We start from the raw sequence: 12,551 nt of genomic DNA on the forward strand, positions 1-12,551 counted from the left end.
AAATAAAAAAGTTATTCATCTGTCCGAATAATAATAAAGAACAGTATCCTAATATGCCAAATTCAATGTGTGTTACTTTCCCATTAATCAAAAGTAGGAAGATTAACAAACTACTTTTGTAAGCGTTCTCAATCCAAACACGACCTATATACAAGGCAAATATTTTTATCGAGGAGGCTGTTTAATGAAAATACGTATGCATCGCGCCCTTATAACCATGATGTGCTTGCTTCTCACTATAGCTGGTTTTGGTGGAGTGTCATCTTCGGCAGCAGAAAGTAAGCTTTCACAGAAAATATACGGGAGCCCAGAGGAGCTTCTTTATCCCAATAATTATACGGTCGCTGTGTTTAACGGCACGGTCGGCAAGGAAGACGGGCGTAATGTGCTTTATACTACGGCGAAAGGAAAGCCGGGTTATTTGAATGTCATCGACCTGGATAATTACCAGCTGCTCCGAAGCATACCGATCGCTCCATCAGAAAGCTCTTGGGCACACACGATAGCCCCAGACGGATCGTTATACCTTGCTGCCGACGGAGGCGGAGCGAAGTTATGGAACTACTCACCGGTAACAAAAACCCCAGTGATGGTGGCCGAATTTGCTGGGCAATCTGTACCGAACAGCATTACAACGGATGAGCAGGGACGTGTTTACGTAGGTACTTATCCAGGGGGAAAAGTGTATCAATACGATCCTGCCACCAAGCAAACGAGAGATTACGGCCGGATGATCGGTACCTTAGACCAGGAATATGTTCGTTCAATTGCTTACCAGGGTGGACATGTTTATGCAGGTACAGCTCATAAGCAAATTGTCAAAGTCAATCTCGAAACCGGCGAAAAAACAAATATTGCGGGTGCTCTTAATGTAAAACAAGACACGGTATATGACTTAAGCACCATTGATGACCGTTACTTGTTAGCTCGTTATACGGACGGCAGCGGGGTTCCGGGTGAAGGTTTTATCTACGATACTCAGACGGAAACTTGGCTCGACGTTGTATTAGAAAATCTAGTTGGGCTCCATGCAACGGATTCATTGGATGGAAAATTGTATTTCCTAGCCGACAAGCAATTGAAAACATTCGATTTGACCAGCCACCAGATAGAATCGACCGGCATGACATATGGAAGCGGGTTCCGGGGAGTGGATTGGGTTGAGTTTCCGAACAAGCCTGAGCTGCCCGGTAAAAATTTAGTAACCGTTCGTTATGATGGTGGCGTAACCATCATGAATATTGAGACAAAAAAGGTTCACACCTTGCCCCCTATTGTTCCTGGATTGCCGGGAGTCGTTAACCAACTCAGTGCGGTCTCAGAAACTCAGTTGATAGCAACAGGCTCGCAGGCGAGATCTTCTCTTGTTGATCTGGAAAGTAAGACGACTCAGCCGTTCAATATTGGCCAGGCGGACAGTGTATATACAGTAGGGAACAAAGTGTATTTGGGAGTTTATCCGGAGGGCACGTTATACGAATACGATTTATCCGCGGAACCTAGCAGTACGAATCCGAAAAATCTAGCGGTTCTAGGCAACCAGCAAGAACGGCTTGTAAACATTACGGGTGGCAATGACAAAATCTATATTTCGACGATTTCTGGTTATGGAACCTTGGGAGGTTCTCTAACGGTATATGATCCTTCAACTGGGGAAACCCGTGTACAACGTAACGTTGTCGAGAACCAAAGCGTGCTAAGCACGACGTTCCATGATGGCAAGCTATTTGGCTCTACGACTATTCGCGGCGGTCTTGGCTCAGAGCCGACTGAAGCGGAAGCGAAAATTTTTGTTTGGGACACGGAAACAGAACAAAAAATCGCTGAATTTCCGCTTCGCATTCCAGGCTTAGATAAGCCGATCTTTATCGGAGATCTCTCAGTAGGGCCTGACGGATTGATCTGGGGAGCTTCTTATGAGTTTATCTTCGCGATTGACCCGAATACGTACGAAGTTGTTAAAAGCAAGAAAATTCACCAGAAGCTGAATTTCAGTCATTGGGCTCACCATCCTCTCCGATGGTCTGAGGACGGACTGCTTTATGTCCTCTTCAATAACAAGTTGACCGTGATTGATCCGGAAACGTTGGAGTCACGTACACTGACCGATGCAACGCGCTTTGATTTAGGTCTGGACGGTCACATATATTTTACAGATGCACAGACGAATACGATTCTTTACCGAATGGAAGTGGACGGGGAAATTAAAGAGCCGTTCCCGGACGTTTCGGTTCCTGTGAAAAACGCCGGTTTTGAAGAGGGCGGAAGTACGAATGCTATACCAGGATGGAGTCCGCTCTTTGCTACCGGTACCGGCTACTCGTATGAGCTTAGCAGCGAGAAGAGCTTCACGGGTAGCTATAGCTTAAAGACTACAGATACTCGGCGGGATGCTTCTGTGGCCGTCATTAGTGACAAGGTTCCCGTAATTCCCGGAGAAGAATATGAAGCAGGAGTCAATTTGTACATTAAATCGGGTCAGCCAGGTTTTATGTTCCGCTTCTTTGACAAGAACAACGCTACAATCTCGACATTGGAAACGCATTTAGATGAATCCCGGTTATCACAATGGCAGCACGTGATTCTTAGAGGCAAGGCGCCTGCTAATGCGGCATATGCAAAATTGATAGCTGTTACATCGCGTTATAATATTTCGGAAGCGTATTATGACGATTTCACTGTGAAATACAAGGATAAGGTTGTTCCTGTATCGCACGCAAGCTTCGATCCAGCTCCGAACGAAAACGGCTGGATTAACAGCGACACCGTTATTTCGCTCGCAGCAGACAAGGCCTATTCGATCACGTATTCAGCCGAGGGCGCACAAGCTGCTGACCAGGTAACGGCAAAGGAAAATGAAGTTAAAGTCCCTATAAATAAGGAAGGCAAAACGACGCTCACGTATTATGCTACGAACTATTCAGGTGTTCAAGAAGCGCCAAAGACGCTTGAAGTGAACATTGACAAGACAGCTCCAGTTATTGAATTTACCGGTCAGCCGGAGTATTCCGTTTCAGAAACTATCAAAATCAGCTGTACGGCATCAGACAACTTGTCTGGTTTGGCAGACGAACCGTGCACAGGATCGTTAATAGAGCGCCCAGCATACGAGTTTGGGCCGGGAAGCCATGACATTACCGTTACTGCTGAAGACAGAGCCGGCAATAAAGCAAACTCGACCTTTACTTTCCAGGTCACTGTCACGTACGTGGGGCTGGCTGAGCTTGCCCGTCAGTTTGCAGGTGAGGATACCGGGCTTGCTAATGCATTATCAAGTAAGCTTGAAAATGCGCAAGAGGCAGAGGAACGTGGAGATGCAAACGCAAAGGCTGGAATGATTCAAGCGTTTATCAACCAGACAGAAGCTCAAAGCGGTAAGAAATTAACAGAGGGGCAAGCGCAAATTCTTAGCGAACTCGCAGGTCATTTGTAAAAAAGTAAGTTTTAGCCGAGCAGATTTCAGGTGTAACATTCTGATTTTGGCTCGGCTTTTCTATTTTTATATTGCAATCAGGGGTCTGATAATCGTCTGTCCTTAAGAGGCCTGTCCAAAAACACCTTGGACCTGGGTCTGCTTTTCTGTGCCCATAATTTGAAAAAGTGGGCGCTTACACTGAAAAGCAACAAGAAAATAGGGTAAGAACGTAGGATGAACACCCAGAAATTGGTTGATATTCATTAAATATCAAAAAATAAAGCAAAAAACATAAAAGGCTGCCCCAAAACAGTCGTCATTCAACGACCTTTTGGGACAACCTCTTTCATAGTGTTGAAACACAACTTAGTCAATGGAATTCCTTAAAATCCGGTTTATTCTGACCATTTGTATCCGACGCCCCACACGGTTGACAAATATTCGTTAACGGGAAATCCGGCTTTTCTCAACTTATCACGCAGGTTTCTAACATGGGAATCGATTGTCCTATCTTCCGTTACAACTGAATGGCCCCAAATTGTTGTTAACAGGTGCTCCCGCGAGAAGACTTTGTTTTTATTCTGCATAAACAAACTCAGCATGGCGAATTCCTTCGGGGTTAAGGAGACTGGCTTGCCTTCAAAAGATAGTTCGAAAGAATCCTGATTTAGCACCAATCCCTTGAATGACAGAGTATTGTTTGAAGGGCCTTTCCTTCTTAGTACAGCTTCAAGCCTTGCAATAAGTTCCTCTTCATCGAACGGCTTCTGGACATAGTCGTCAGCCCCAAGCTTAAGGCCTTTAACAATATCCGATTTCTCGGTTCTTGCTGTCAACATGATGATTGGAATGTCCCAATGACGCCTTATTTCCCGGCATGTTTCCCATCCGTCCATCTCAGGCATCATAACATCGAGAAGGACCAAGTCAGCCCCTTCCGTTTCCAAGTAGTCCAATGCGGCTAAGGGGGAAGTGAACTTAATACACCTGTAGCCCTTCGGCATTAAATACAAGGAGATTAAATCAAGCATCCTTTCTTCGTCATCGATTAAAATTACTTTTTTCAAGTATGAATCACCCCAGTTGGCTGCCTTATGACTACTATTATAACTGTTTCCAAATTAAATAGATTTAGATATTTTGTTAAGAATATGAGGGTCAGGGGCAACTAAATCTGTATGTTCATATAATGCTGTGAGGTGATAGGTACGATGTGTGTAGCCAATGACAGCTTTGAACAAGGATCCCAGTCCATTGTGGACCAAATGATTCGTGGGACCGCCTACAAAATCACAGGGTTTGAAATCAATGGTAAACTAGTTGAGGATTCGTCAACCGCTCTAATAAAACCAAGCGATATGATATCAGGCGTGCTCCTTGTAGATAAGGCAGGAATATCCCATTTAATAAAGCCTGGCATTCCTGGGATAACGTATACCAGAGGGGACATAACGTATGATGAGTATGTGAGACTGCAAAAAAGAGCGGATAGGCTTGGTTTCGGTATATTCGGAGCCGCAGTATGCATATTCGTTGCCGTCGGTATCCTTTTGGTAAACGTTTATTTATAAAAAGGTTAGTAACCCTCAGTGGGATTACTAACCTTTTTGTTTTAATCGCCAAGTACGGCCAGGTTTTAACTGGAGACATCATATGTTTTAACTGCAGTTAAACAACTTTTTCTCTATCCAATCCTGCTTCTTGTTTTATCATCTCAATAAAAGGTTCCACGTATTGGGGATCGAATTGCTTCCCGGCGCACGCTCTTAGCTCTACAATAGCTTCCTCAAAGGTTTTTGTCTTCTGGTATGGCCGTTCTGTTGTCATCGCATCAAACGAGTCAATGATGCAGAGAATCCGGGCAAGCTTTGGAATCGTTTTCCCTTTAAGCCCGTACGGATATCCATTGCCTTCATATCTCTCGTGGTGGAGTTCGACCAAAGGGATAAGGTCCTCCAACTTTTTGTTCGTAGAGATAATTTCTTTGCCCCAAGTTACATGTTTTTTCATCATTTCCCATTCATGAGGCTCAAGTTTTCCTTTTTTATTTAAAATATCTCTCGGAATCTCAAGTTTTCCGATGTCATGGATGATGGCACCGAGGATGAGGGTTTTCCTGTCATAATCGCTTAAATTCAGCTTTTTTGAAAAATCGACTGCATATTGATAGACCCGTTTACTATGGCGATATGTGTAGACATCCTTTGAAAGGAATATTTTTAACTGCTGCTCAGCTTCCTCAAGATCTTTTTCAAGATTCAAAGACCGCTGGACAGAGTAGTCCGAATGCTCTTTAAAAACTTGAACCAGATTTTTGCCCTGATCCTTTGCGGCATACATTGCTTGATCGGCGTTATTTAAAAACTCTGAGACACTGTATGTCTGATTTTCCCATTCCGCTATCCCCGCTGAAAAGGATAAACAGCCATAAGGCAATGCTTCAACCCCTTTGAAAAAGGTGTCATTCGTCTTTTTTCTCAGCTCGTTCATAAAAGCGTATGCTCTATCTCTGGATGTATCGGGCATTATAATTGAAAACTCTTCGCCGCCATAGCGGGCAACGATAAAGTCGTTTGTTTTCGATTCTAATTCTAGCAATGTACCAAAATCTTTAAGTAAATGATCACCTAGAATATGGCCATATAAATCGTTGTATTTTTTGAAATCATCAAGGTCAAGAAGTGCAATGCTTAAGGGCCGCTCTGTCTCCTTTGCCGTAAAAACGTGTTTCTCAAGCAGTTCCTTGAAATAGCCGTGGTTGTTTAACCCGGTTAAATGATCTTTGTTGGCTTTATCCGACATTACCTTATATAGTTCAATATGCTGTTTAAACGCTACAGATAACAACGCTGACATACTGACAAAAAGGAAAAGTCCAAATATCTTTTGTGAATCGATTATTATAACCAATACGAAGGATAACAACAAGGTGGTTATATATGTGGCGAGTGTTCCTTTAATCATCCCTTTTAATACTTTTTCAATGCTGTCAATAGAATCACCCAGAAGGAAGTAGATTGCGATAAGGGCCACATTTGTTATAAAGTAGACACTTAAAGCACCGATGTATGGGAATAAGTTTGTAAATTCTGTACTGCCAACTAGCCCACCTGTTAGATCAAACACATAAAAGGCATTTGTAATCATAAAGGTATAAAGAGCAAAATTAAAAACGTGCTTCCACCATTCCGTTTTTCGATTAGAGAACATAAAAACAATCGAAAAGATGATCAATACAGTTAGGGTTAATTCAAGTCCATACAAAAAAAGACTTGCCAAATATATTGAGGAATCCATGGATAGCCGATTTCCCTCTGGGGGAAGTTCAAAGATAATGTGATTAAGCAGAAGTGTGGCTCCGGCAAGTGTAAAAATCATCGGCCAAAGGGTTGTATCAAAATGTCCATGTTTGCTCAGCAAAATAAAAACAACAATTCCTGCTGCAGAAACAAGGCCGAGGTATAGGTTGGCGCGACTCTCGATGAAATGCATTTATATCACTCTCATTTATAGAATAAAGGAGAAGTTATCCATGATTAACTTCTCCTTTTAAAACTCAGTTATTATCCAAGCTTATAGCCGGAAGTTAAAGCAACGATAACAGAACCAACAATGATTGCGTTAAACAAAAGATTTTTTAATTTTGCCTTGTTCATTTAATTTCACCTCCTTTTATAGAAAAGGAGCTATCAATAACCTCTTCATCCCTGGAGTTGTTTACCATAAGATGCTGAATAAAAAGGAAAATCCCCACATTCATAATCACATCGCCGATACTAATTACCTGATCGCGTGGATAGGGGTTTGTCAATGGTATGATATCACCCAGAAATGCCAATCTTGTAGATTCATCCAATATCATATGCTTTGCGTATAGGCTGTTTTTCATAACATCAACAAATGCTGGATCGAGGACAGCAGCTGTAGCTTCCATTGAGACAGGCATTCTTCCTCCATTTACAGCCATTACAAGGAAGTTCAGGAATACCCCGATGAAAATAGCGATAAAGCCCGTATGATGGCGATTCAGGAACAAAAACAGCAATCCCAGTACATACACAAGCATATAAATGTAGGGGCTTGCCTGCCCAAGAAAAGGAATCTTATTTTGAAAAACAAATACGATGATTTGTACCAGTAATAAGAGTGGAAAAATCCAGCCATACTTTAGCTTTAATTCAGCCAAACCTTTTAAATTGCCTTTTCGAAGCAAGCCGACAATAAAGGAAATAATAATTCCGTCATATACCAATAAAAATACCACCTAATCGTATTTGGTAAAAAATGATTGAAATGAAATATACTACTATATTAAGTGATAGAACAAAAGGATGACAATCGTTTTTTTGAAAATTTTGTAGCTTTTCTCATAATTGTGTAGATTAATAAAATTTTTTAGGGAAAAGGTTACCTGCATACAAGAATAGCAATAGTCAAATGACTACCCAAATATAAACAAAGTCCTTTAAGGTCACCCTTAAAGGACTTTATTTTGTGGAGTAATTAATCATTACATCTGGAGTTTGTATGTTCCGGAAGTGTTTGGGAGTAACCCCTATGTATTTTTTAAAAAGAAGGGTGTAATAGCTCTGGTTGCAGTATTGGAATAAGTGGGCAATATCGCTTAATGAAAGTTTGGAATGCAGTAAAAAGTATTTTGATTCCTCTACCCTCCTGCGATTAATGAATTCAGAAATCGTCACCCCTACGGATTCTTTAAATACTTTGGAAAGATAACTTGGAGTCACTCCGACATGGTCCGCGATAATTTCCAGAGATAAATCATGAAAAATCCCCTGATTAATATAGTTGATTGCCTTGTTGATTACATTGTTGTAAATCGGGCGATTCGCCGATTTTAATGTGTCGATGAAAGAAGAAATCATTTCATATTCGAGCGTCTTGATTTCGGCGGGAGAGCTTAATCGTTCAATTTGACGAATATACACGTCGCTTAAATCAAAGGCATCCTCCGGCAGGACTCCTGCTTTGATAATTGACCTGGTAAACAGAGTACAGGAACAAATCAAGGAATTCTTTAATGACCGGATCGGGTCGTCCGCCAGTTTTGCGCGTTCAGATGAGTTAATTTGATCGAGAACGGATTTTGCATCCTCCTCGGCACCTCTTCCTATGCAATCCATGAGCTGTTGTTCAAGTCCATAGGATGGATGGACAAAATAATTTTGTTTGTTTTTAAGACGGGTTTCAAAATATTGCTGAATGATAGCAGATTTCATAGACTGATTACTAATCATGGCATGTTTTCACCCTAAAAATTTAATAAAAACTATAAAATTTTAGTATAACTGTCATTTTCTTGTATATACAATTTAAGTATAAACCTTAAGGGGGTCTGTGTTAAATGAAGAAAAGTTTTTTCTCAAAAATGTTAGCGCTTTCTTTCGCGGCCAGCATTGCCTTGGCAGGATGCAGCAGTGATGATACTGGCAAGGAACCTTCAAAACCGGCTGGTGGAGATGCAAAGAATGAGCCAGTTGTTCTAAAATTTGCGGCTCAAAATGATAATACACCAGCCACACAGAAATTGTTAGATGCTTTTAACGCCAGCCAGGAAAAGTACAAGGTTGAATGGACCCAAATGACAAACGATTCCGCACAAATGCATGACCAGCTGTTAAACTCGTTATCTAGCGGATCAAGTGAATATGATGTATTGTCCCTCGATGTAGTCTGGGCAGGTGAATTTGCCGGTGCTGGATATCTTGAACCAATCGATGTGAAAATGAATGAAGCTGGGTACTCAAAGGATAACTTTAATGCCGGGTCGATGGCTTCTGGAAATTACAAAGGGAAGCAATACACACTTCCTTTCTTCCCTGACCTAGGACTCCTATACTTCCGTAAAGATATCGTAAGCGCTGAAGATGCTGCTAAACTTGAAGGCGGCAGCTATACGTATGATGACCTTTATGCTATGTCGGAGAAATATTCCGGCCAAAAAGGCACTAAGTTTGGATTTGTCTACCAGTCCAAGCAGTACGAAGGCCTGACGGTTAACGTAACCGAGTTTTCCAAGTCCTACACCGATGTAAAAGGCGGACTTGAAGCGATGTACAAATTCACAAAAGCGCCTTTCTCACCAAAGGATATCCTGAATTTCATGGAAGGCGAAACCCATACAAACTTTGAGCAAGGAAATGCTGTATTCTCCCGTAACTGGCCATATGCTTTTGGACGTATCAATGGACAGGAAGATGGAGTAAAAATCAAGGTTGACCAGGTAGGCATCGCTCCACTGCCAAATGGAGGATCTGTAGGCGGATGGCTGCTGAGCTTGAACAAAAACTCCAAGAACCTTGATGGCGCATGGGAATTTGTTAAGTTTGCAGCTGGAGAAGAAGGCCAAAAAATCATGAGCACAGAAGGCGGGTACCTGCCTGGATTTAACGCTCTGCTTGAAAATGCGGATGTAAAAGCAAAGAACGTTATGCTTTCCTATGCTGGTTTCCAAAAAGCATTGACAACAACAATTGCACGCCCTGTTTCTCCTGAGTACTCCAAAGTATCGGATACCATTCAGGTTCAAGCACATAAATACTTGAGTTCCGGAGCAGGGCTTGACGAGGCCGCTGCAGCAATTGAAGCAGCCGGTAAAGCCGAGTAAACAATACAGGAGGAGGCTCTAATTCCTATTAGAGCCTTTTTCTATAAGAATAGTAATTTACCATTTGTAATCGAAGCTGTATTAGTGACGTTTTGAACTCTCCGGCAAGCCAAAATGTAACCAATAAGCCACTGAGCTAGGTCCGATTCAAGTTCTATAAGACCTTGTGCTACATCGCCGGATACGCCGGGAGCAGCGGGACAGGTGAGACCCCACAGTCGCTTTAGCGACGAGGAGGCTCACCGCCCGCCACGCGGAAAGCGAGCATCCTCGTGACAGGCAAAAAGCGCCTGTCCCTGCGATGGTTATTCTCAGGAACTTCCGTTTGTGGAGCAGAAATCAGTTACAGGAAAAAATAACAATCCTTTAGAAAACAGCTTAGAAAAAAATGCAACACAAAGGCACTTTCGCTTTTTTTACAGCCTGGAAAGGGTGATTCTATTGTGGAAAATGGGTTTTAAAGAATGGCTGTTTATTGTGCCCACGCTCATTTTAATCGGCATTTTCTCGTTATGGCCGGTGTTCCAATCACTAACCTATACGTTTTTTGATTATCGTTTGAATGACCAGCAAAAGGCTGGGCTTTACTTAAATGAACGGTTCAATGTCGACTTGTACAAGGAAACCTCCCTGTATGTATCGATGTTTCTTGATGAGGATCTGCCTAAAGTTACGGATTCCGAAGATCAAGAGAAAATTCAAGGAATTAAAGAGCGGCTTGCCGCAACTGGCAAGCAGTATGAAACTGAAAAAGGTGTCATCAAGATTAGCCGGGATCAGCGCGATGAGGTCTCTGCACTCCATAAGGATGCAGAGGAACTTGTGGATAGCTTGAATGGGAAGTATACCGTTATTCATAAAGATGATCTCCCCGCCCTTGTTGACGATATCCAAAACAGTATTATCCCTTCCAATTTTATTGGCTTAAAAGGGTATGCGAAGCTATTGACCGATGACCGTGTCGGAAAGGCGCTTTGGAATACGACGATCTTTACGGTTGTTTCTGTGTTTATTGAGCTTGTGCTAGGAATCGGGCTGGCGCTTATTTTAAATAAAGCAATGTTCGGCCAGGGGCTGGTCAGGACCACTTCACTGATTCCGTGGGCGATACCGACTGCAGTTGCAGCCATGATGTGGAGTTACTTATATAATGGCAGCAGTGGGATTGTTGCCTATGTTTTTGAAAATATCGGGCTAATCGAGCAATCCCAAGATTTGCTCCTGAGCGGTCCTGGCGCAATGGCATCAAGCATTTTCGCGGATGTTTGGAAAACGACGCCTTATATGGCACTGCTGTTGCTGGCAGGTTTGCAGAACATTCCAAAATCGCTATATGAGGCCGGGGCAATTGACGGCGCAGGGAAAATTCAATCGTTTTTCCGGATCACCTTGCCACTGTTAAAACCATCCATCCTGGTTGCCTTGCTATTTAGAACGTTGGATGCCTTCCGTGTCTTTGACCTGATTTTTGTCCTTACTGGAGGAGGTCCTGGCGGGGATACGGAAACACTATCAATCTATGCCTATAAAGTCATGTTCGGCCAAACCAATTTCGGATATGGGTCAATCCTTGTCATGCTTATGTTTATTTGTGTGGCTATTATTGCAATCCTGTTTGTACGGTTCCTCGGTACCAATCTCATGGAGAAAAATTAAGGGGGGAAAGGAATGCAAACTTCTAAACGGAAATTGTGGATTACGGTTGGAGTATTTGTCGCATTCTATTTATTTGCGATGGTATTCCCGTTCTTCTGGGTATTCATTACCTCCTTTAAAACATCAGGGGAAATCTTTGGGACAGGTGCCTTTAATGTCATCCCAGAAAATCCAACCCTGAAAAACTATGTTCAAATCCTTTTTGAAAAGGGAATAGTAAACTCGATTAAAAATAGTTTTATCGTCGCCACGGTAACAACCCTTTATGTGGTTATTGTTGCTACGCTTTCAGCCTATGCAATTTCGCGTTTCCACTTTAAGGGGAAAAATATTTTGCTTGGACTTATACTCGCTGTGTCGATGTTTCCACAAATGATTTTGACCGGACCGATTTACAATCTGTTTTTGGACTTGGGCCTGCTTAACTCGTTTGCGATTGTCCTTCCATACTCGACAATTACGCTTCCGATGGCTGTCTGGATTTTGGTAACCCATTTTAACCAAATTCCGTTAGCCCTGGAGGAATCGGCAAAAATTGATGGCGCAACTACCTTCCAGACGCTTTATAAAATTATCTTTCCTTTGGCTGCCCCTGGAGTATTTACGGTTGCGATTATCACATTTATCGCTGCCTGGAATGAATTTTTGCTGTCTATTGCATTGAATGGCGAAGAGAAATATCATACGGTTCCAGTCGCTATTTCATTCCTCCGGACGCAATTTGAAATTCTCTGGGGAGAGGTATCTGCTGCAACAGTGATCGTTACGATTCCGACACTTATCATTGTCCTTTTCTTCCAGAAGCAAATCGTATCAGGACTGACAAGTGGCGGAGTGAAAGAATAGAGGTGT

Annotated in this window: 9 protein-coding genes; 5 read left to right on the plus strand and 4 right to left on the minus strand. The window is 42.4% G+C overall.

Annotation, left to right across the window (positions count from 1 at the left end; all coding sequences use genetic code 11):
- The first annotated feature begins 184 nt into the window (after positions 1-184).
- The gene (locus AM500_RS02585; protein ID WP_053597800.1) at positions 185-3,433 is read left to right on the plus strand and encodes a hypothetical protein; all 3,249 of its coding nucleotides are present in this window, start codon (positions 185-187) and stop codon (positions 3,431-3,433) included.
- Positions 3,434-3,810: 377 nt separating this feature from the next.
- On the opposite strand, the gene AM500_RS02590 is transcribed toward AM500_RS02585, so the two are convergent.
- The gene (locus AM500_RS02590; RefSeq protein WP_053597801.1) at positions 3,811-4,482 is read right to left on the minus strand and encodes a response regulator transcription factor; all 672 of its coding nucleotides are present in this window, start codon (positions 4,480-4,482) and stop codon (positions 3,811-3,813) included.
- A gap of 144 nt (positions 4,483-4,626) precedes the next feature.
- Here AM500_RS02590 and AM500_RS02595 point away from each other — a divergent pair, with 144 nt between their 5' ends.
- The gene (locus AM500_RS02595) at positions 4,627-4,986 is read left to right on the plus strand and encodes a hypothetical protein (protein WP_053597802.1); all 360 of its coding nucleotides are present in this window, start codon (positions 4,627-4,629) and stop codon (positions 4,984-4,986) included.
- Positions 4,987-5,083: 97 nt separating this feature from the next.
- Here the strand turns inward: AM500_RS02595 and AM500_RS02600 are convergent, their stop codons facing one another.
- The 3 genes from AM500_RS02600 to AM500_RS02610 form a co-directional block, all read right to left on the minus strand.
- Positions 5,084-6,907 carry a bifunctional diguanylate cyclase/phosphohydrolase gene (locus AM500_RS02600; protein ID WP_053597803.1) on the minus strand — a complete coding sequence of 608 codons (1,824 nt, stop codon included), beginning with the start codon at positions 6,905-6,907 and terminating at the stop codon, positions 5,084-5,086.
- Positions 6,908-7,067: 160 nt separating this feature from the next.
- Positions 7,068-7,667, minus strand: coding sequence for a DUF5317 domain-containing protein (locus AM500_RS02605; RefSeq protein ID WP_053597804.1), 600 nt, complete (start codon positions 7,665-7,667; stop codon positions 7,068-7,070).
- A 235-nt stretch (positions 7,668-7,902) separates the two neighbouring features.
- Positions 7,903-8,673 (minus strand): AraC family transcriptional regulator, encoded by a 771-nt coding sequence (locus AM500_RS02610; RefSeq protein WP_053597805.1) that lies wholly within the window; start codon positions 8,671-8,673, stop codon positions 7,903-7,905.
- Between the two features lie 107 nt (positions 8,674-8,780).
- Between AM500_RS02610 and AM500_RS02615 the strand changes: the two genes are divergently transcribed.
- The 3 genes from AM500_RS02615 (at position 8,781) to AM500_RS02625 (ending at position 12,545) form a co-directional block, all read left to right on the plus strand.
- Positions 8,781-10,043 (plus strand): extracellular solute-binding protein, encoded by a 1,263-nt coding sequence (locus AM500_RS02615; RefSeq protein ID WP_053597806.1) that lies wholly within the window; start codon positions 8,781-8,783, stop codon positions 10,041-10,043.
- 441 nt (positions 10,044-10,484) lie between these two features.
- Positions 10,485-11,699, plus strand: a complete 1,215-nt coding sequence (locus AM500_RS02620; RefSeq protein ID WP_053601599.1) for a carbohydrate ABC transporter permease — start codon at positions 10,485-10,487, stop codon at positions 11,697-11,699.
- A gap of 12 nt (positions 11,700-11,711) precedes the next feature.
- Positions 11,712-12,545 (plus strand): carbohydrate ABC transporter permease, encoded by an 834-nt coding sequence (locus AM500_RS02625; RefSeq protein WP_053597807.1) that lies wholly within the window; start codon positions 11,712-11,714, stop codon positions 12,543-12,545.
- The last annotated feature ends 6 nt before the right edge of the window (positions 12,546-12,551 follow it).

This window comes from Bacillus sp. FJAT-18017, assembly GCF_001278805.1.
GTDB lineage: Bacteria > Bacillota > Bacilli > Bacillales > Cytobacillaceae > Bacillus_D.

Excerpts from the sequence above, each read along its gene's own strand:
- AM500_RS02585 (WP_053597800.1), top strand. The coding sequence starts at position 185 with ATGAAAATACGTATGCATCGCGCCCTTATAACCATGATGTGCTTGCTT.
- AM500_RS02595 (WP_053597802.1), top strand. The coding sequence starts at position 4,627 with ATGTGTGTAGCCAATGACAGCTTTGAACAAGGATCCCAGTCCATTGTG.
- AM500_RS02600 (WP_053597803.1), bottom strand. The coding sequence starts at position 6,907 with ATGCATTTCATCGAGAGTCGCGCCAACCTATACCTCGGCCTTGTTTCT.
- AM500_RS02610 (WP_053597805.1), bottom strand. The coding sequence starts at position 8,673 with ATGATTAGTAATCAGTCTATGAAATCTGCTATCATTCAGCAATATTTT.
- AM500_RS02615 (WP_053597806.1), top strand. The coding sequence starts at position 8,781 with ATGAAGAAAAGTTTTTTCTCAAAAATGTTAGCGCTTTCTTTCGCGGCC.
- AM500_RS02625 (WP_053597807.1), top strand. The coding sequence starts at position 11,712 with ATGCAAACTTCTAAACGGAAATTGTGGATTACGGTTGGAGTATTTGTC.